Consider the following 20280-nt stretch of genomic DNA (forward strand, 5'->3'; position numbering starts at 1 on the left):
TTTTACAAAAGAAAGTTAGCCTATTTACTCATCATTTTTTAATTTGTTTTGTACTTTCGCTTATAGGTGTATTTATTAAGAAAAATAGCATATCCATTTTCATTACTGTATGGTTTAGTTACAAGTTTTCGTAACTATTTATTTCATGTAGGAATTTTAACGTCTACGCAATTTAAAACGCCAACAATTGTTGTTGGAAATTTAAGTGTAGGAGGAACTGGTAAGACACCTCAAATAGAGTATTTAATTAGATTGTTACAAAACGACTTTAGAGTAGCAGTTTTAAGTAGGGGGTATAAACGTAAAACGAAAGGGTTTATAATTGCTGAAAACAATATCACTTCAGAAGATATTGGAGATGAACCTTTTCAATATTATAAGAAATATCCAAATATAATTGTTTGTGTTGACGCCGATAGAACAAATGGAATTCAGCAGTTAGAGGCTTTAGAAAATCCGCCACAAGTAATTTTGCTTGATGATGCTTTTCAACATAGAAAAGTGAAAGCAGGACTGAATATTTTATTAACCTCGTATAATGATTTATACGTTAATGATAGTATGCTACCAACTGGTAATTTACGTGAGTACAAATCGGGTGCTAGAAGAGCTCAGATTATTGTTGTAACTAAATGTCCCTCAAATATTTCAATAAAAGAACAGCAGTTCGTAATTGAAAAGTTACAACCAACATCCAATCAAGAAGTTTTTTTTACAACCATTGAATATGATACTAAATTAAAAGGTGATTCCTTCATTAATTTAGATGATTATAAGAATGAAGAAATTTTACTTGTAACTGGTATTGCTAATCCAACTCCGCTACAAAAATATTTAACAACTGAAAAAGTTAAATTTCAACATTTAAAATATCCAGATCATCATCATTTTAGTTCTACAGATATTAAAAAAATTAAACAAGAATTTGAAAAGATTAAGTCAAATAAGAAAATTGTTTTGACAACAGAGAAAGATTATGTTCGTATCTTTGCAAAATTGCAAAATTTGCGATTTATATCAATACAAACAAAATTTGTAGCAAATAATACAAGTTTTGATAAAATAATAAAGAATTATGTGGAACAGAGTTCAAGAGACCGTTAAATTTCTTCAAGATAAAGGAATTACGAAACCAGCTTATGGAATTATTTTAGGAACAGGTTTGGGAAATCTAGTTGAAAAAATTGAAATTGAGATTAAAATTCCTTATGCTGAAATACCAAATTTCCCAATTTCGACAGTAGCTGGCCATTCTGGCGAATTAATTTTTGGTACTATTGGTACTAAAAAGGTGATTGCTATGCGAGGACGTTTTCATTATTACGAAGGATGGACCATGGAAGAAACCGTTTTTCCAGTTCGTGTAATGAAATATTTGGGTGTTGAAAATTTGATTGTTTCAAATGCCTCAGGAGGTGTAAATCCTGCGTTTAAAGTTGGAGATATTATGTTAATTACAGATCATATTAACTTTATACCTGATCATCCATTACGCGGTAAAAATGAAGATCGTTTTGGACCAAGATTTGTAGATATGCACGAGCCTTATAGCCATAAAATGATTGCTAAAATGGAACAGATTGCTGATAAAATGAATGTTCCTATTCAAAAAGGGATTTACCTTGCATTACAAGGGCCAACTTTTGAAACTCCGGCAGAATATAGAATGGTTAAATTAGTAGGAGCAGATGCTGTTGGAATGTCTACAGTTCCTGAAGTAATTGTTGCGAAGCATATGGGAATTACTTGTTTTGGGATTTCAGTAATTACGGATTTAGGCGTTGAAGGAATTGTTGAAGAAGTTTCTCACGAGGAAGTTCAAGAAGTTGCTAAAAAATCGGAAAAAATTGTAGGTAAATTAGTTGAAGAATTTGTAAAGTCTTAAAATTGGCATTATTTTGGTAATATGATTCTTAAATCTATAATATGAAAAAATTAACATTGATTGCCTTATTCTTATTTTATTTAGGTGTTAATGCTCAGGATAGTATAAATTTATCTCTTGAGACGTTAAAATGGGAACAAGATTTTAATCATGCGAAATCAATATCGAAATTAGAGGAGAAACCAATCTTGATTTTTTTCACTGGCTCTGATTGGTGTGGACCTTGTAAAAAGTTAGTCTCCGATTTTTTTGAATCTGAAAGGTTTAAGAAAATTTCTAAAAAAGATTTTATTTTATATAAAGCAAATTTTCCTAGAAATAAAGATCTAGTTACAGATTTGCAAGTAGCTGAAAATACTAGGTTAAAGAAAAAATATGAGGTTACTTCATATCCAACTGTAATTATTGTAAATGCTAATGGAAAAGTTTTAGCAAAGAGAAAAGGATATAATTTAATGAGAGATACTAGTTATTATTTTGATTTAATAGACTCTGTTTTAAAGTAATGTTACCATTATTATAAAAAAAACCGCTGTAAAGCGGTTTTTTTATTTAATAAATAGAATATATTAATTATTGATTAATAACTCTAAATGTAGTTCTTCTGTTTGCTAAATGCTCTCTCTCAGTACAAGAAACACCATCAGAACATCTATTTGTTAATTTGTTTTCACCATAACCATTACCTGTTAATTTTGAAGGGTTAATTCCTTTCGCAATTAAATAGTTTGTTACCGCTAAGGCTCTTCTTTCAGATAAATCTTGGTTACTTTCTTTAGTACCTCTTGAATCTGTATGAGACTCAATAGCTACAGCAACTCCAGTTTTTAAGATAGGTAATAAACGAGAATCGATAATTTTTTTAGCTGCGCTTGTTAAAGTAGCACTTCCTAAATTCCAGTTAATTGGTAAAGGACTGCTTTCAGTCAATTTACAATCTACTTCTTTCCAAGATGTTAATCCACCTTTTTCAACTAATATTTCTTTAACTACAGTCTTATATTTAGCAGGTACGGTAACATTTTCTTCCCAGGCATCTTTTACTAAAACAGTTTTAGAAATAGTAGAATATTCAGCAGGAATATCAATAACTCTTGTTGTTGGAGGAGTAACCATTACTGTTTTTTTAACAACTTTTGTTACTTCAGGAATATCAATTCTTCTAGTTGTTGGCTCTTTAGCTACAACAGTTTTTTTGTAAGACTTATCAAATCCAGGTACTGCCATTTTTTGTGTATAGGCATCAACATCTAGTTTTGTTTGTGGAATGGTAACAAACTCAGATGGGATTGGTTTGTAGCACCAATATCTACAGTCGTTAGGATCACTTGATTCACAATCAGGAGCTTTATCACTCATTTGCCATACGGCAGTAGCTGGTTTAATCTCAATTGTCTCAGAGCCTGATTTAAAAGTTGCCGGAATAATACTTAATTTAGAGGCATCTTCTTTAGCTGTATAAGTTAAAGTTTCTGATCCAAAACTTCCTGGAACAACTTCTAATTTATAACTAGCTTCTTTTACAGTTACTACAACATCTCTAGTTTCATAAACAGCAGGAACAAGTTCTAGACGTTGACTGGCTTCTTTTATAAGGACCCTTTCAGAAACCGTTTTGTATACAGCAGGGTATGTTACAACTTTATTGTAAGCTGCATAAGTTTCAATAGTTACATCTTGGTTTTTCCAAACGTCTGGAGTTTTACAACGTACGTAACATTTTCCTGGTTCTGGATTTTCAGGTAAGTCTTGCGAAAAGGCACTTACTCCAAAAATAAATACTGTAATTGATAATAATAATTTTCTCATAATGATAATTTGAATTAATTTCTATTTACTCTATATCACTATGACACAACAAATCTAATGTAAGTCACATTTTAAAAATAAAATGTTAAAATAAGTTATAAATTATTGTAGTATAAGCTTTTAACTATTCCGTCAGCTAATCCAATTTTTGGAACATAAATTTTATTTGCGCCTCCCCATTTCATTGCATTTAAATATATTTTTGTTGCTGGTATAATAACGTCAGCTCTATCTGGATTTAAATCGAGTTTTGTAATACGATCTTCATAAGTCATTTCGCTTAAAAAATCCAACTGAGTGCTTATATAATTTATAGTAAGTGGCGTTCCCATTGGTTTGCTCGATAGTTTAAAAATCTTATTAATATTTCCACCAGATCCAATAGCATATAGGTTTTTTAAGCCTTTTGTATTTTCTTTAATCCAATCCTCCATATTTCTCCAGACACTTGTAAATTTAGTTGTACTATTTAATAGGCGTACAGTACCAATTTTAAAAGATTTTGAGGTAATAATTTTACCTTTTGAAAATAACGTAATTTCTGTGCTTCCTCCACCAACATCAATGTATAAATATGAATTATTAGGTTTTATAATATGACTTAAATCTGTTGAGAATATAATAGCAGCTTCTTTTTTCCCATTAATAATATGAATGTTAACTGAAGTTTTTTCAAAAATTTCAGAAATAAGAGCTGCATTGTTAGAAGCATCTCTCATTGCAGATGTTGCGCAAGCATAATATTTTTCTACTCCATGCACTTCCATAAGCAGTTTAAATGCTTTCATGGCTTTTAGCATTCTCAATTTATTTGCTTTTGAAATTTCTCCAGTTATAAAAGTATCAGCACCTAAACGAATAGGAACACGAACTAAAGCAGACTTTTTAAAACTTGGGATTGATTTTTCACCATCTCGCTCCGTAATTACATTTGCAACTAATAAGCGCACAGCATTTGAGCCAATATCAATTCCAGCAAGTTTTTCAATTTTCAAAATAAAACTATTTATAGGTTTTTGGAAATTCCGTTAAAAAGGTTTCTCCAGCTTTAACGTTTTTCCAGTGGTTAGTATTAAATTTTATTCCAATAACACCACAAGTAGGCACGTGATCTAAATTTTTACTTCCAAATTTATTTACAAAATCGCTAATGCCATGGTCATGACTAAATATTATGGCAGAATCAAAACCATCATCTAAAGCTTTTACGGTTTTAATTAAATAGCCATCGCTAAAGCTGTACAACGATTTACTTATTTTAAGGTTTGCTAAAGGATAATTAAAAGTGTAGCTAAAAATCATTGCAGTGTGCAATGCTCTGTTTGCACAACTTGATACAAAAACATCTGGGCTGGCTATTTTTTTTTCAAGGACGCTAGAAATTAAATAGGCATCATTAATTCCTCTTTTTTTCAAAGGACGATCAATATCTTTGATGTTTTCGTATTCCCAAGAAGATTTTGCATGTCTTACAATGTAAAGTGTTTTCATTTGGTTTGGTTGAAGTTCAAATATAAAAATTATGGAGCTAATCTTTCAATTTTCCAATCATAATTTTCTTGCAATGTGTACTTAATTCTATCGTGCATTCTATTTGGACGTCCTTGCCAGAATTCTATACTCATTGGTTTTACAATATAACCACCCCAATTTTTTGGTCGAGGGATTTCTTGATCTTTAAATTTTTCTTCATAATTAGCTAAACGATTGTCTAAAAATTCTCTAGATGGAACTACTTCACTTTGATTAGATGCCCAAGCACCTAATTTACTTCCGTCAGGTCTTGACTCGAAATACCCATCCGATAAATTTTCTGAAATTTTTTCAGCACTTCCTTTAATAATAACCTGACGTTCAATGTTATGCCAAAAAAAAGACAAACAAACATTTGGGTTTTTCGCTATTGCTTTTCCTTTGTTGCTATCATAATTAGTATAAAAAATAAAACCTTCCCACGTATATTTTTTTAAAAGAACAACTCTATTTTGAGGAATACTGTTGGAGTCTATAGTAGAAATTGTCATTGCGTTAGCCTCAATATCACCTCCAAATTCTTCAACTTCAAAAAACCATTTTTGAAATAATTCCATTGGGTTTTCTGGTACTTCATTTTTTGAAAGTTCACTTTTCTTATAAACTTTTCGATAATTGCTTAAATCGTTAACATTCATATGGTAAAAATAATAATTATTTGATTGGTTTTCTAATTAAATAAAGTCCAAAAAACGTGAATAATCCGTTTATTATAATTAGCTCATAACCAAATGTATATCCGTTAAAAATTAGAGAAGAATAGCTGTTTAAAGCGTAACTTAAGCTTACAGATAGGATTGCTATAATCCAAACGTATTGATCTTTAATTATATATTTTGTAAAAATACCGAAAGTAAATAAACCTAAGAGCGGTCCGTATGTATAGGAAACCACCTGCAATAAACTGCTAATTACGTTATCGGCTAATACATATTTAAATGCTATAACAACAAATACTAATACTATTGAGATTACTATATGTACCTTCTTTCTAATTCTTTTTTGTTGTGATTTTTCTTTTTCCTCAATAGCTAAAAAATCAACACAGTAAGAGGTTGTCACTGAGGTTAAGGCACTATCAGCGCTAGAATATGCTGCTGCAATTAATCCTAAAATAAAAAAGACTGCTATAATAATGCCTAAATTGCTATTTAATGCAATTTCAGGAAATAATAGATCTGTTTTAACAGCGCCATCAATTTTAGGTATTGAAATACCAAATTTTTCAGCGTAAATAAATAATAATGCTCCTAAAGTTAAAAAGATGAAATTTACAATTATAAGAACAAAGCCCAATGAAATCACGTTCCATTGTGATTCTTTTGGGTTTTTACAAGTTAGGTTTTTTTGCATCATGTCTTGGTCTAAACCCGTCATGGCAATGGCAATAAACATTCCGCCTAAAAATGATTTAATCACATGTTTTTTATCGTTAAAGTCTTCTGAAAATATAATTTGACTGTATTTGGTGAACTCTTTTGAGTTGATCATATCTAAAATTGACCAATCTAGTTTGTTAAGAATAATGAAGATAGCTGCAAAAACTGCAATAAGCATAAAAGTTGTTTGAAAAGTATCAGTCCAAACTATTGTTTTTATTCCTCCTTTAAATGTGTAAACCCATATCAATAAAATGGAAAGAATAACCGTAAATTCAAACGGTATATTCCAAGCGTCAAAAACATAATATTGTAATACTGAAACAACTAAAAATAACCGAAATGAAGCGACTAAACTTCTAGAAACAATAAAGAAAAAAGCACCTGTTTTGTGCGAAGTTGAACCAAAGCGGTGCTTCAAAAACTCATAAATAGAAGTAATTTTGAGTTTATAATACATCGGAATTAAAAGCAGACCAATAACGATATAGCCAAATAAATAACCAATTACAATTTGCATATATCTAAACTGAGAACTTTGTACCCATCCAGGAACAGAAATAAATGTGACGCCAGAGAGAGAAGCGCCAATCATTCCAAATGCAACAACATACCAAGTTGATTTTTTATTTGCCTTAAAAAATGTTTCGTTACTATCATTTTTCCCTGTGAAATAAGCAATTATTAAAAGTATACTAAAATATATAGCGATTAGAGAAAGAATAAACAGTGGTTTCATTAACGAATATTTGTAACAAGTAACAAAGAAACTAAAATTATTGAGAATATCATTTCCTAATTGTACATTTGCGAAATGAATTTTTCGTCAAAACTTTTGGAAAACGCAGTGAATGAGGTATCTCAATTACCAGGGATTGGTAAGAGAACTGCTCTTCGATTAGTACTTCATTTGTTAAAGCAACCAAAAACTCAAACACATCAATTATCTAATGCACTTATTAATTTAGTAGATGAAATAAAGTTGTGTGAAAAATGTCATAATATTTCAGATGTGAAGGTTTGTGAAATTTGTGCAAACCCTTCAAGAAATGAAGAGATAATTTGTGTTGTTGAAGATGTTCGTGATGTTATGGCAATTGAAAATACAGCTCAATTTAAAGGATTATATCATGTGTTAGGTGGTAAAATTTCACCTATTGAAGGAATTGGACCGCAAAATTTAACTATTGATAGTTTGATAGCAAAAGTGAAAGAAGGAGCTATTAAAGAAATTATTTTCGCTTTAAGTTCTACTATAGAAGGCGATACAACAAACTTTTATATTTTTAAACAACTAGAGTCGTTAAATATTAAAACTTCAACTATTGCACGTGGAATTGCAGTTGGAGATGAGTTAGAATATGCTGATGAAATTACTTTAGGAAGAAGTATTGTAAATAGAATCCCATTTGAAACTTCTCTGTAATATAAATGGATATATCAGTAATAATTGTAAATTATAATGTTCAATATTTTTTAGAGCAATGCATTTTAAGTGTAAATGCTGCTTCAAGAAACTTAAGTGTTGAAATTATAGTAGTAGATAATAGTTCTACAGATGCTAGCTGTTCTTTATTGCAAAGAAAATATCCAGAAGTTGTACTTATAAAAAACACTAAAAATGTCGGATTTTCAAAAGCGAACAATCAAGGTGTTGCCAAGGCGAGTGGTGAATATATTTTAATTTTAAATCCAGATACTGTTATCCCTGAAGATACCTTCACTCAAATTTTGAAATTTTCAAAAAGTAAACAAAATATGGGTGCGTTAGGTGTAAAATTAATAGATGGATCTGGAGTTTATTTGCCTGAGAGTAAAAGAGGAATTCCAACACCAATGGTTGCGTTTAATAAATTGTTTGGAGTTTCGAGTAAAAGAACTGGAAAATATTACGCCACTCATTTAGCAGAAGATGAAACTGGAATAGTTGATATTCTTGTGGGTGCATTTATGTTTTTAAAAAGAAGTGTTTATAATGAAGTAAAAGGTTTTGACGAAGCTTATTTTATGTATGGAGAGGATATTGATCTCAGTTATAAAATTTTGAATAAAGGGTATCAAAACTATTATTTTGCTGAAGTACAAGTAATTCATTATAAAGGAGAGAGTACCGAAAAAGATGTAAAACACTTAAAATATTTTCATAAAGCAATGAAAATATTTTACAAGAAGTATTTTAAATTAAACCTTATTTATGATTTTGTAATGAGTTTTGGAATTGAATTTTGGTTTTGGTTGAAGTTTTTTAGAGTTCTTCAAATTAGGCAAAATTTAAAACAGAGTTTTAATGTATTGTATATAGGTCAAAATAAGTTGTTTGAAAATTACTTAGCAAAAAACCATATAGCAGTGAGTAGTAATTCATCTTCAGATATTATTCAAATAAAACAATTAATTAAAGCTAGTCTTATTGATACTATTATTTTTGATAATGAAATCCTTTCATATAAGCAAATTATAGCTCTTTTTCAAGATTTGAAAAATGAAAGATTAGTTTTTAAAATTAAACCAAGAACAACGAATTTCTTAATAGGAAGCCAAAACTCTTCAAAATCTGGTCAAATAGAATTAGTTGAAACAAGTTAATTCTTTTGAATTCTTACTCGTGCATCTACAGCTAAAATTTCTTTTGAATTTCCTAAAAGCGGATTTAAATCTAATTCAATAATTTCCGGAGCAAAAGTAACTAAGTTGGAAATTTTTGTTACAATTTCAGCAAATAAACTTTCATTTACACCTTCCTGATTTCTTACTCCTTGAATAATTTTATACGATTTTAAATTTCGAATCATTTCGAGAGCTTCATTTTGTGAAACTGGCGCTAAAGATGTGTTTACATCATTTAAAACTTCAATATAAATACCGCCCAAACCACATAATACTAAATGCCCAAAATCACCCTCTCTTTTTGCGCCAATAAATAATTCAATTCCCTTTTTCATAGGCTGAAGTAAAACAGAAGTAGCTCCTTTAACTTGCATTATTTTTTCAAAGGATTCATATAATTTTTCTTTTGATGAAATGTTTAGAATAATACCTCCAACATCACTTTTATGCACAGGTCCAACAACTTTTATCACTAATGGAAATCCAAGAGTTTTAGATGCTGTTAGGCATTCTTCTTTTGTGTTGCAAACCATTTCACTAACTATAGGAATTTCTGCTGCAACTAATAATTCTTTAACTTGTTGAGGGTGCAAATAACCATTTGAATTGTTATTAATAATACTTCTAATTTTAGCCCTATCAACTTCAAAGGTCTTTTTTATGGCAGTTGTTGGTTTTGTAGTATTATAGATTTTAGTTAATGCATTCCCAAATAAAACTTCATCAGGGAAATTAATATTTCCTTTTGAAATGAAATAATCTATTTCCTTTTTTACGTTTACTACGGAAGGTAAAATTGGAAATATGGGTTTGCTACACGTTTGCATTTTATTGTGAAGTACATCATAAACATCATAAACTTCAAATAAACCAGGGCTTCCAAAAATAACAACCATAGCATCTATATTGGTGAATTCTTGTTCACAATAATCAATAATAGTTTCAAGTTGTTCAGCAGTTCCTGTCGCTAAAAAATCAATAGGATTAGAAACCGAAGAACCTGGATATAGTTTAGTTAATAATTCTTCACTTTCTTGATTTTTTATTTCAGGTACGTTCAGACCGTTCTTAGACAAAGCATCTGTTAACATGACTGCTGGTCCTCCAGCATGTGTAATAATTGCTATATTTTTTCCCTTTAATTCAGGATGCATAAAAATAGAAGCAACTGTAATTAATTCATTTTTACCATAACAACGTATAATTCCTGCTTTTTTAAACAATGCATCAACAGCTACGTCTGAATTTGCTAAGGCGCCAGTATGTGAACTCGCTGCACGACTTCCTTCATCAGAACTTCCAGCTTTTATAGCCGCTATTTTACAACCTTTATTGATTAAAGAAGCGGCATGCTTTAATAGTTTTTGTGGATTTTCAATACTTTCTATGTACAATAATTTTACTTTTGAACTTGTTTTAGAATCAAAAGTTTTATCAAAATGCTCTAGAACATCTTCAACACCAATTAGAGCTGAATTTCCTACAGAATAAACGCTTGAAAATGTGAGTCCAGTTGACATGGCAGCTTCCATAATAAAAACTGCAGTAGCGCCTGAGCCAGAAATAAAATCAACTCCTTTTGGATTTAATTTAGGAATTGGAGTGGTAAACACACCCGCATAATTCGTATTGATTAATCCAATATTATTTGGGCCTAATAGAGTACCGCCAACTGCATTAATTTCATCAACAATTTGTTGTTCTATTAATGCTCCAGCTTCATCTTTTTCACTAAAACCGGCTGAAAAAATAATAAATCCTTTCGTGTTTTTTTGTTGAGTTAAAATTATAATAGTCTCTAATGTAAATTTAGCTGAAATAGCAATAATAGCTAGATCCACATTAGGAATGTCAATAATATTTTGATAACATTTTACTCCCTGTACTTCCGTTTCTTTTGGGTTTACAGCAATTAATTGTCCTTTAAAATTATGATCTATTAAATTTTTGAGAACATTACCTCCCGGAGTATGCACATTATTTGAAGCGCCAACAACAACTATGTTTTTGGGGTTAAGTAGGTTTTTGTGTAGCATTTATAAATATGTAATTTTATTAAATAGTTGCAGTTGCAATTTCTTTCCCTTTATGATATGCTTCAATGTTTTTGAGAACAACTTTTTCACCTTTTCGTTCAAAAAGGGTTTTAATAGCTTGTTGCAGGCTTTCATCACTTAAAGGCAGTTGTGACGAAGCTGCACCTAACAAGACAATATTTGTTGCTCTTGAATTACCTAATTCTTTTGCTATTTTTTTTGCATCTACTAAGATTGTATTTGAGTGCGATTTTATTTCACTATACAATTCTTCTAGCTCAGGATAATCTGTAATATTATTAAATGGATTGGAGTCTGTAACAAGCAACCCGTCTTTCTTTAGAAATGGTAAATAGCGTAATAATTCCATAGGTTCAACAGAAATTATCATATCTGCTTTTCCTAAAGGGATTAGATCTGAATAAATTTCAGTATCTGAAATTCGCACATGAGATTGCACCGCACCGCCGCGTTGACTCATTCCATGAACTTCAGATTGTTTGATGTTTAAGTTTGATGCTAGCGCAGCTGTGTCTAAAACTGCAGCAATTGTTAAAATTCCTTGTCCACCAACTCCAGCTAATATTATGTTTATTTTCATTTTAATTGTTTAAAATTAATTTATAGAAACCGCTTGTAAATGTTTAACATTGTCCTTTTTTTCTTTAGATAACTGTACACAAGGGCGCTGAGAGATAATTACAGAAACTCCTTGGTAATTTATTTCCTCTCGAATAACATTAATGTTTTCCTCTAAATTTTTATGTAATGGTGTTAGTACTTTTAGGTGTTCTTCTTTTACACCAATTCCTTTACAAATAGTTACTAATCTACCAGAGGCTGATGAATCTTGAGCTCCGGTCATTGCAATAGCTGAATTATCAGAAATAATAACCGTTATTGGTGTATTTTCAATAACCGCATCTAACAAGCCGGTCATTCCAGAATGTGTAAATGTAGAATCCCCAATAACTGCAATCGATGGATGAATACCAGCATCTGAAGCACCTTTTGCCATAGTAATAGATGCACCCATATCTATTAAAGTGTTTATACTATTAAAAGGTGGTAAAGCTCCTAATGCATAACAACCAATATCACCAAAAACTTTTTGTGTATTTTGTTCTTTTCCAAGTTGGTTAATAGCATCAAATAAATCTCTATGACCGCATCCAACACATAATTCTGGTGGTCTGCCAGATACTACTTTTGGAATAGAATCAGTGACTTCTACTTTAAACCCTAATGCTTTTTTTATTGAATCAGGATTTAGTTCTCCAACTCGATTTACATGACCGCTTAAACGACCAATTACATTTCTATTTTCACCTAAAAAATCTGAGATAATTTCTTCTATAAATGGATAGCCATCTTCTAAAACCAATATTTTTTTACAGGTATCAAATAAATTTTTAATACTAGTTTTTGGAAGTGGGTATTGTGATATTTTTAAGATAGGGTAAGGGCATTCGCCATCTTCGTAATTTTCCATTAAATAATTATATGCAATACCTGCTGCTATAATTCCCATCGAAGTATCTTTTCCATCAAAACTTTTATTGAAAGAACTGTTTTCTGAACTCTCACGGCTGTCAGCTTGTATATCAACTAAGTGCTGGTATCTTCCCCTTGCGTGCATTGGTATGAGTTGAAATTGTGTCGAGTTTAGCGGTAAATGTATCTTATTCTCGGCGATTCTATCTCCAACATTTATTCCAGCTCTTGAGTGTGATAAACGTGTTACCAAACGAATCATTATTGGCAATCCCATATTTTCTGATAAATCAAAAGCATACTTTGTAATTTCATAGCATTCCTGTTGATTTGAAGGTTCTAAAATTGGAATCATTGCAAATCTACCATAGTACCGCGAGTCTTGTTCATTTTGTGATGAATGCATTGAAGGATCATCAGCAACAACAACAACTAATCCTCCGTTTATTCCTGATACTGACATGTTCATAAATACATCTGCAGCAACATTTAAACCTACGTGTTTCATAACGGTCATGGCTCTTTTACCAGCGTATGACATACCTAAAGCAGCCTCCATTGCAGTTTTTTCATTGACTGACCATTGAGAATGAATGTTTAATTCTTTGGCAGTTTTTGAGCGTTGTATATATTCGGTAATTTCAGTTGAAGGTGTGCCTGGATATGCATAAACGCCTGATATTCCCGCATCTATTGCTCCTTGTGCTAAAGCTTCATTACCTAGTAGAAGTTTTTTCATGAAATTCTAATTTAATATTTGTTTTATTAATGCTGTAAAATTATGAAAACGTTTTCGTATTTAGAATGACCAAAATCATACTTTTGAAGCTTAATAAATTGAAAAACAGAATATTAAATATGCAATAAATGCAATAAAGAATTGATTAATTTACTGGAAATAGGATATTTTATTTGATGGATTTATAGTAAAATGAGTAAGAATTTAAGTATTCTACATTTTTAGTGTCGAACTAATCGTTATCCCAACTATTTTTAGCTCGTATATTTTTATATAATTTAACACCGAGCATTAATAAAACTGAAACTCCAACTATGCCAAGCACACCAAAAATCCATCCAAAAGATGTTTTAAGAACAACCAAAAATACACAAGCAAATAAAATGATGGTAGCAACCTCGTTCCAAATTCTTAAGGCAAAAGAAGAATAATTGAGATGTCCTTTTTCAATTTGGTTATATAAAACTTGACAAGACCAATGATAGATAAAAAGTGCTGCAACAAACCCTAATTTAATTAGCATCCAATTTTGTTGAAGCCAACCTGGTTGCAATATTAAAAGCCAAATGGCAAATAGTGTAGCTAAAACTGCTGAAGGCCAAGTAATTATATACCAAAGCCTTTTTATCATTAATTTATACTGTTTTAATAGAATATTTTTTTCTATTTCAATTTTTTCTTGAGCCTCCTTATAGTAAATAAAAAGACGAATGATATAAAAAAGTCCAGCAAACCAAGTAGTTATAAAAATTATGTGAAGCGATTTTATGTATAAATAATCCATAATTATTTAGTTTGAGCCCAATCATTAATCCATTTTGCTACTGTTTTTACCCAATTTTCATCATCATTTAAGCAGGGGATTGTGTTAAACTTTTCTCCACCATTTTCAATGAACGATTCTTTAGCTTCCATACCTATTTCTTCTAAAGTCTCAAGGCAATCCGAAACAAAAGCAGGTGTTACAACTGCTAAATTTTTAGTTCCATTTTGGGCAAAAGTATCAATAGTTTTGTCTGTATATGGCTGTAGCCAAGGATCTCTACCTAATCGAGATTGAAAAGAAGTGCTATACGTTCCTTCCTCTAAATTTAAGTGTTTTGCAACTAATTTGGTGGTTTCATAGCATTGATGTCTATAACAAAATTCATGTGCAGGTGAAGGTGTGTTACAACAACTTCCATCTATTTTGCAGTGAGATTTTGTAATGTCAGACTTTTTAATATGTCGTTCAGGAACTCCGTGATATGAAAATAATAGATGATCAGGTTTTATTTTATCTAATTCATTTTTAATAGAATGACTTAGGGCCTCTACATAAGATGTATTATTATAAAATGCAGGAAAATCGGTTAGCTTAATAGATGGGAATTCCTTTTTAATAATTTCATTCGCTAAAACAACAATTGTTTCAGTAGTTGCCATTGCAAATTGCGGATATAATGGAATCAAAAATATTTCAGAAACTCCTTGTTTAGCTAATTTTTCAATTCCACTTTTAATTGAGGGTTTTCCATAACGCATTGCCAATTCAACTGGTATATCTGAATTTTCTTGTACTTTTTTATGTAATCGTTCAGACAAAACTATGAGTGGTGATCCTTCTTTCCACCATATTTTTTTATAGGCAGCCGCAGATTTTTTTGGGCGTGTATTTAAAATAATTCCTTTTACTAGAAAAGTTCTTAACAAATATGGTACATCAATGACTCTTTCATCCATTAAAAATTCACCTAAATAATTTTTTACATCTTTTGTTGATGTGCTATTTGGTGAACCTAAGTTTACTAATAATGCTCCTTTCATATTTTATGATTTTGAAAATTGTTTTGGGGTTATTCCGTATTTTCTTTTAAACGCTGCAATAAAATGACTTGAAGTGCTGTAGCCAAGTTGTAAAGCAATTTCATTTACGTTTAGTTGTTGTTCTAATAAAAGTTGTTTTCCTAGTTCCATTTTATAATTAAGTAAAAATGTAAAAACAGGAACACCGTACACTTCTTTAAATTCAGATTTTAATTTTTTAATATTTAATCCAACTTCTTTAGCTAATTCAGCTAGGGAAGGAGGGTTAATCATTTCTTTTATAATAAGTTGTTTAGCATGTTTAATTTTGCTAATTGTTTCTTCGTTAGCGATATAAGGGCAAGATTCACTGTTGTTATCAGTGGTAGTAGTGCTAAAGTAATAACTTAATAATTCGTACACTTTTCCTTTGATAAAAATGGGTCTTAAAACCTCGTTTGTTTGTCTTGTAGTTATTTGGTTTAAAATTAATTTAATAGTTGAATTAATTTCTTTCGCCTCAATAATAGGGTTTTCTCCTTTTAAACTGTTGTACTTAAATAAAAGATTTCCATCAATTGAAAATAAAGAATGAAAATATTCTAACGAAATAAGAATAACAATTAATTCAGATTGTGGAGGTACATTAAAAAGAAGATTCATATGTTCATCTTTAAAGTAAACCATATTAGAATTATTTGCAGTTAAATTTACGGCACAATGCTCAAAATTAAACGCAACTTTACTTTGGTTGGTAATTGGGAAATATAAATGAATGCAATTTTTTGTTATAGGGTATTGGTATAGTTCTGAATTAGATGATAAGTTGTTGAAATGAAACACTTTAAAAGTATTATTCTCATCAAAAATCTTCTGAGTACTTTTGTCGATATTTTTATAATTTTCTAGAGAGGATTTCATAAGATACTTTTATAGTTAAAAATTAAAAAGTAGAGCAAAAGTAGTATTTATTATGATAACAAAAAAATTAAAAAAAATTAAAATATGATATTTGTCATAGGGTCAACTAGTTATTTTTACTGACATATGTCAGTTTTAGTTATGAAATTTGTTATTTAGAAATATTCTAAATAACTAGTAGTAACTTATGTCGATAATAAAAGTACTTTTGTCGATGTTTACTAATCGAATATATTAGTACTTTTGACGATACTTATTGGTAATACCATTTATTATGAATCAAGAAGAAATGTCTACAAAGTTTTACAATGTAGGCTTAAGTTATAAAAAAGCAGATGCAAAAGTGCGTGGTGCTTTTAGCATAACAAAAGAAAATCAGAAATTATTACTAGAAGAGGCAAAATCCAAGGGTATTGAAGGTGTTTTTGTGTTGTCTACTTGTAATAGAACTGAAATTACAGGTTTTGCAAAGCATCCATTTGAGCTTATAACTTTATTGGTTCAATATTCAAATGGAACTGTTGAAGATTTTATTAATGTATCTAATGTTTACAAAAATAAGGATGCTGTAAAGCATTTATTTTATATAGCAACAGGTTTAGAAAGTCAAATTTTAGGTGATTACGAAATTGTAGGTCAATTAAAAGAGGCTTTTAGGTTAGCAAAAGAAGTTGGTACTACAAATGCGTATATAGAGCGTTTGATGAATTTGGTATTACAAGCAAGTAAAGATGTAAAAAATAATACAAAATTAAGTTCTGGAACAACTTCAGTTTCCTATGCTGCGATACAGTATTTGTTAGAGAATGTTGAGGGATATGATAAAAAAAATATTCTTATATATGGTTTAGGTGATATAGGTAAAAACACTTGTAAGAATGTGTTAGAATACACCTCAAATAAAATGATATCTTTAGTTAATAGAACAAAAGAAACGGCAATATCATTTAAAGATAGTCACCCAGAAGTTACTGTTGTAGATTATCAAGATTTGACTTCGAAAATTGAAGAATCAGATATTTTAATAGTTTCAACAGGAGCTGTTGTTCCAACTGTGACAAAATCTGATGTTGCGAATAATAAAAAACTTCTAATCCTGGATTTGTCAATGCCAGAAAATGTTGACGCTTCAGTTCAAGAAATTGAAGGTGTAACACTTATAAATGTTGATGAACTATCTAGAATAACTGATAAAACACTTGAAACTCGTAAAAACGAAATTCCGGAAGCTGAAAAAATAATTAACAAGTACAAGCAAGAATTTAATGAATGGATTTCTCTTCGTAAATTTGTACCTGCTGTAAATGCTTTAAAAGAAACACTTCAGGTCATCCAAAATGAAGAAATTGATTTTCAATCAAAAAAAATAAAAGACTTTAATGTTGAACAAGCTGAGGTGATATCATCTCGTTTAATTCAAAAAATTACTACACAATTTGTGAAACATTTAAAAGATGAAGATACGTCGGTTGATCAAAGTATAAATGTTATCAGCAAAATGTTTAATATTAAAGAAATGGTTTTAAATGAGAACAATTAAAATAGGGACAAGATCAAGTGAACTTGCGATGTGGCAAGCAAATACCGTCTCAGGTCAGCTAGAGCATTTAGGATTTAAAACTGAAATTATAAAAATTGATTCTGTTGGAGATATTGTTCTTGACAAGCCATTATATGAATTAGGAATTACCGGTGTTTTTACAAAAAATCTAGATATTGCACTGCTAAATAATCAAATTGATATTGCAGTGCACTCTTTTAAAGATGTACCTACAAAATTACCAGAGGGTATAGTTCAAGCGGCCATTTTAAAGCGAGGTGATTTTAATGATGTTTTAGTCATTAAAGAAGATGAGAATTTCTTCACGCGCGAGACTGCTATTATTGCCACTGGAAGTTTGCGAAGAAAAGCACAATGGTTATATCGTTATCCACACCATTCAATTACTGGTTTACGTGGAAATGTAAATACCCGTTTGCAAAAATTAGAAGATAATGATTGGGATGGAGCAATTTTTGCAGCAGCAGGTTTAAAAAGATTGAAATTACTACCTCCACAAGAAAAACATATTAAATTAGACTGGATGATACCCGCCCCGGCACAAGGTGCAGTAATGGTTGCAGCTTTAGGTAGCGATGAAGAACTTTTAGAAATTTGTAAACAAATTAATGATGAAAACACAGACATTTGTGTTGGAATTGAGCGAAAATTTTTACAAGTGCTTGAAGGTGGATGTACAGCTCCAATCGGAGCTTTGGCTATGATTTGGGATGATGTTGTAAAATTTAAAGGGGTTTTATTTAGTCCTGACGGTAAAAATAAAATTGAATTTTATAAAGAATCACCAATCAATAATATTTCTGACTTGGGTGAATTCGCAGCAAATTATATTTTAGAAAGAGGAGGGAAAAAGTTAATGCGTGAAGTAATAACCATTGACAAAGAAATAAATGTTTATGCTACAAAAAATTTATCCTTAGATCAAAAAAATAGTTTTTCAACTAGTATTGGTGTTGCTATGAGTGATTTTATAACTACAAGAAGCAATCGTTTAAAACCAGTACTTGTTAAAAATCGAATTAAAAATATTGTAATTACAAGTCAAAATGCAGTAGATGCTTTAACTGAAAATTTCACGTCCTCTGATTTAAAATTTGAAAATATTTATTGTGTTGGAAGAAGGACAAAAAGGTTGATAGAAAATAAAATAGGTAAAGTAACACGAATAGAGAATTCAGCAGAAAAATTAGCCAACTATCTTGTTGATAATCTTAATGGAGAAGAAATAACTTATTTTTGTGGGAATAAAAGGAGAGATGAGTTACCAACTATTTTATCCAAAAATAACATTTCGGTTAAAGAAATTGAGTGCTATCAAACACAATTAACTCCAAGAAAAATAGATCAAAAGTATCAGGGAATACTATTTTTTAGCCCAACAGGAATTGAAAGTTTTTTAAAAGATAATAAATCAACCAATGAAAGTATTGCATTTTGTATTGGTCAAACTACAGCATTAGAAGCAAATAAATATTTTAAAAATGTTATCATAGCTGAATCACCTTCAGTTGAGAGTGTTATAAAATCTGTAAACAACTATTTTCAAGAATAAAAAGAATTACCTATGTATAGAACCAGACGATTACGTAAAACTGAAAATATTCGTCGATTAGTTAGAGAGAATAAATTAACTATTGACGATTTAATTTATCCGTTGTTTATTGAGGAAGGCGAGAATATCGAAACAGAAATAGTTTCAATGCCTGGAATTAAACGATTTTCTTTAGATAGAATTTCAAAGGAATTAGATGAAGTTGTGGCTTTAGATATTCCAGCGGTGTTACTTTTTGGAATTCCTTCGGAAAAAGATGAAGAAGGTTCAGAAACTTGGAACGATGATGGAATTATGCAGCGAGCTGTTCGTTTTATAAAGAAAAATTATCCGAGTTTATATGTAATTACTGATGTTTGTTTTTGTGAATATACAAGTCACGGTCATTGTGGAATTATTCATGACAACGACGTTGATAATGATGCTACTCTTCCAAACATAGCCAAACAAGTTATTTCACACGCCAAAGCTGGTGTAGATATGGTAGCGCCATCAGGTATGATGGACGGTATGATTGAAACAATTAGAGAAGCATTAGATAATACTGGATTTCCAAATTTACCAATTATGTCATATGCCGTAAAATATTCTTCGGCATTTTATGGGCCATTTAGAGATGCAGCAGATTCTGCTCCAACCTTTGGAGATAGAAGAACCTATCAAATGGATCCTTCAAATAGAGATGAAGGAATGCGCGAAGCAATTTTTGATGATCGAGAAGGAGCCGATATTTTAATGGTAAAACCAGCTCTATCTTATTTGGATATTATTAGAGATTTAAAAAACAATTTTGACAGGCCAATCGCTTGCTATAATGTAAGTGGAGAATATGCGATGATTAAGGCCGCAGCAGCAAATGGATGGATTGATGGAGAAAGAGTAATGATGGAAAGTTTGTTGTCAATGAAAAGAGCAGGAGCAGATATAATTATTACCTATTTTGCTAAAGAAGTAGCAAAATTATTATTGAAAAAATAAG

19 protein-coding genes are annotated in these 20280 nt (G+C 30.5%); 8 read left to right on the plus strand and 11 right to left on the minus strand.

Annotation, left to right across the window (positions count from 1 at the left end):
* The first annotated feature begins 66 nt into the window (after window positions 1–66).
* From lpxK to HKP59_RS07370, 3 genes are read left to right on the plus strand one after another with little or no spacing between them, the layout of a single operon-like run.
* On the plus strand, window positions 67–1104 hold the full coding sequence (lpxK, locus tag HKP59_RS07360; protein WP_291805116.1) for a tetraacyldisaccharide 4'-kinase: 1038 nt from the start codon (window positions 67–69) through the stop codon (window positions 1102–1104).
* Window positions 1076–1885, plus strand: a complete 810-nt coding sequence (locus HKP59_RS07365) for a purine-nucleoside phosphorylase (protein ID WP_291805117.1) — start codon at window positions 1076–1078, stop codon at window positions 1883–1885. The genes lpxK and HKP59_RS07365 overlap by 29 nt, the downstream gene beginning before the upstream one ends.
* Before the next feature lie 41 nt (window positions 1886–1926).
* Entirely contained in the window at window positions 1927–2391 is a 465-nt protein-coding gene (locus tag HKP59_RS07370) for a thioredoxin family protein (RefSeq protein ID WP_291805119.1), read from the plus strand.
* A gap of 67 nt (window positions 2392–2458) precedes the next feature.
* On the opposite strand, the gene HKP59_RS07375 is transcribed toward HKP59_RS07370, so the two are convergent.
* The 5 genes from HKP59_RS07375 to HKP59_RS07395 form a co-directional block, all read right to left on the minus strand.
* Window positions 2459–3694, minus strand: coding sequence for an OmpA family protein (locus tag HKP59_RS07375; RefSeq protein ID WP_291805122.1), 1236 nt, complete (start codon window positions 3692–3694; stop codon window positions 2459–2461).
* A gap of 95 nt (window positions 3695–3789) precedes the next feature.
* Window positions 3790–4692, minus strand: a complete 903-nt coding sequence (locus HKP59_RS07380; RefSeq protein ID WP_291805197.1) for a Ppx/GppA phosphatase family protein — start codon at window positions 4690–4692, stop codon at window positions 3790–3792.
* Window positions 4693–4696: 4 nt separating this feature from the next.
* Window positions 4697–5185 (minus strand): histidine phosphatase family protein, encoded by a 489-nt coding sequence (locus HKP59_RS07385; RefSeq protein WP_291805123.1) that lies wholly within the window; start codon window positions 5183–5185, stop codon window positions 4697–4699.
* 29 nt (window positions 5186–5214) lie between these two features.
* Window positions 5215–5865, minus strand: coding sequence for a pyridoxamine 5'-phosphate oxidase (gene pdxH, locus HKP59_RS07390; RefSeq protein WP_291805126.1), 651 nt, complete (start codon window positions 5863–5865; stop codon window positions 5215–5217).
* Between the two features lie 16 nt (window positions 5866–5881).
* Window positions 5882–7345: a sodium:solute symporter gene (locus HKP59_RS07395; protein WP_291805129.1), complete on the minus strand. Its 1464-nt coding sequence runs from the start codon at window positions 7343–7345 to the stop codon at window positions 5882–5884.
* Between the two features lie 75 nt (window positions 7346–7420).
* On the opposite strand from HKP59_RS07395, the gene recR reads away from it, so the two are divergent.
* Window positions 7421–8032, plus strand: a complete 612-nt coding sequence (recR, locus tag HKP59_RS07400) for a recombination mediator RecR (protein ID WP_291805132.1) — start codon at window positions 7421–7423, stop codon at window positions 8030–8032.
* Between the two features lie 5 nt (window positions 8033–8037).
* A complete protein-coding gene (locus HKP59_RS07405; protein WP_291805135.1) occupies window positions 8038–9192 on the plus strand; it encodes a glycosyltransferase family 2 protein in 1155 nt (384 codons plus the stop codon).
* Here HKP59_RS07405 and HKP59_RS07410 read toward each other — a convergent pair.
* From HKP59_RS07410 to HKP59_RS07435, 6 genes are all read right to left on the minus strand, one after another.
* Window positions 9189–11249: an acetate--CoA ligase family protein gene (locus HKP59_RS07410; RefSeq protein ID WP_291805138.1), complete on the minus strand. Its 2061-nt coding sequence runs from the start codon at window positions 11247–11249 to the stop codon at window positions 9189–9191. The genes HKP59_RS07405 and HKP59_RS07410 overlap by 4 nt on opposite strands.
* Before the next feature lie 19 nt (window positions 11250–11268).
* Window positions 11269–11850: an indolepyruvate oxidoreductase subunit beta gene (locus HKP59_RS07415; protein WP_291805140.1), complete on the minus strand. Its 582-nt coding sequence runs from the start codon at window positions 11848–11850 to the stop codon at window positions 11269–11271.
* A gap of 15 nt (window positions 11851–11865) precedes the next feature.
* Window positions 11866–13482, minus strand: coding sequence for a thiamine pyrophosphate-dependent enzyme (locus tag HKP59_RS07420; protein WP_291805143.1), 1617 nt, complete (start codon window positions 13480–13482; stop codon window positions 11866–11868).
* A 232-nt stretch (window positions 13483–13714) separates the two neighbouring features.
* Window positions 13715–14266 carry a CopD family protein gene (locus HKP59_RS07425; protein WP_291805146.1) on the minus strand — a complete coding sequence of 184 codons (552 nt, stop codon included), beginning with the start codon at window positions 14264–14266 and terminating at the stop codon, window positions 13715–13717.
* Window positions 14267–14268: 2 nt separating this feature from the next.
* Window positions 14269–15288, minus strand: coding sequence for a ferrochelatase (gene hemH / locus HKP59_RS07430; RefSeq protein WP_291805149.1), 1020 nt, complete (start codon window positions 15286–15288; stop codon window positions 14269–14271).
* A gap of 3 nt (window positions 15289–15291) precedes the next feature.
* Complete coding sequence (locus HKP59_RS07435; RefSeq protein WP_291805151.1) at window positions 15292–16188, minus strand: AraC family transcriptional regulator; 897 nt, start codon at window positions 16186–16188, stop codon at window positions 15292–15294.
* 274 nt (window positions 16189–16462) lie between these two features.
* Here HKP59_RS07435 and hemA point away from each other — a divergent pair, with 274 nt between their 5' ends.
* Genes hemA through hemB form a run of 3 tightly spaced genes read left to right on the plus strand, consistent with a single transcriptional unit; the run spans window position 16463 to window position 20279 of the window.
* A complete protein-coding gene (hemA, locus tag HKP59_RS07440; RefSeq protein ID WP_291805154.1) occupies window positions 16463–17728 on the plus strand; it encodes a glutamyl-tRNA reductase in 1266 nt (421 codons plus the stop codon).
* On the plus strand, window positions 17715–19301 hold the full coding sequence (gene hemC, locus HKP59_RS07445; RefSeq protein WP_291805156.1) for a hydroxymethylbilane synthase: 1587 nt from the start codon (window positions 17715–17717) through the stop codon (window positions 19299–19301). Before hemA ends, hemC begins: the two co-directional genes overlap by 14 nt.
* A gap of 12 nt (window positions 19302–19313) precedes the next feature.
* A complete protein-coding gene (gene hemB / locus HKP59_RS07450; RefSeq protein WP_291805158.1) occupies window positions 19314–20279 on the plus strand; it encodes a porphobilinogen synthase in 966 nt (321 codons plus the stop codon).
* The last annotated feature ends 1 nt before the right edge of the window (window position 20280 follow it).

It is taken from the genome of Lutibacter sp. (genome assembly GCF_013041805.1).
GTDB lineage: Bacteria > Bacteroidota > Bacteroidia > Flavobacteriales > Flavobacteriaceae > Lutibacter.

Coding starts and splice junctions, on each gene's coding strand:
- HKP59_RS07365 (WP_291805117.1), top strand. CDS start 1,076: ATGTGGAACAGAGTTCAAGAGACCGTTAAATTTCTTCAAGATAAAGGA.
- HKP59_RS07370 (WP_291805119.1), top strand. CDS start 1,927: ATGAAAAAATTAACATTGATTGCCTTATTCTTATTTTATTTAGGTGTT.
- HKP59_RS07375 (WP_291805122.1), bottom strand. CDS start 3,694: ATGAGAAAATTATTATTATCAATTACAGTATTTATTTTTGGAGTAAGT.
- HKP59_RS07385 (WP_291805123.1), bottom strand. CDS start 5,185: ATGAAAACACTTTACATTGTAAGACATGCAAAATCTTCTTGGGAATAC.
- pdxH (WP_291805126.1), bottom strand. CDS start 5,865: ATGAATGTTAACGATTTAAGCAATTATCGAAAAGTTTATAAGAAAAGT.
- HKP59_RS07395 (WP_291805129.1), bottom strand. CDS start 7,345: ATGAAACCACTGTTTATTCTTTCTCTAATCGCTATATATTTTAGTATA.
- recR (WP_291805132.1), top strand. CDS start 7,421: ATGAATTTTTCGTCAAAACTTTTGGAAAACGCAGTGAATGAGGTATCT.
- HKP59_RS07405 (WP_291805135.1), top strand. CDS start 8,038: ATGGATATATCAGTAATAATTGTAAATTATAATGTTCAATATTTTTTA.
- HKP59_RS07410 (WP_291805138.1), bottom strand. CDS start 11,249: ATGCTACACAAAAACCTACTTAACCCCAAAAACATAGTTGTTGTTGGC.
- HKP59_RS07415 (WP_291805140.1), bottom strand. CDS start 11,850: ATGAAAATAAACATAATATTAGCTGGAGTTGGTGGACAAGGAATTTTA.
- HKP59_RS07420 (WP_291805143.1), bottom strand. CDS start 13,482: ATGAAAAAACTTCTACTAGGTAATGAAGCTTTAGCACAAGGAGCAATA.
- HKP59_RS07425 (WP_291805146.1), bottom strand. CDS start 14,266: ATGGATTATTTATACATAAAATCGCTTCACATAATTTTTATAACTACT.
- hemH (WP_291805149.1), bottom strand. CDS start 15,288: ATGAAAGGAGCATTATTAGTAAACTTAGGTTCACCAAATAGCACATCA.
- HKP59_RS07435 (WP_291805151.1), bottom strand. CDS start 16,188: ATGAAATCCTCTCTAGAAAATTATAAAAATATCGACAAAAGTACTCAG.
- hemA (WP_291805154.1), top strand. CDS start 16,463: ATGAATCAAGAAGAAATGTCTACAAAGTTTTACAATGTAGGCTTAAGT.
- hemC (WP_291805156.1), top strand. CDS start 17,715: ATGAGAACAATTAAAATAGGGACAAGATCAAGTGAACTTGCGATGTGG.
- hemB (WP_291805158.1), top strand. CDS start 19,314: ATGTATAGAACCAGACGATTACGTAAAACTGAAAATATTCGTCGATTA.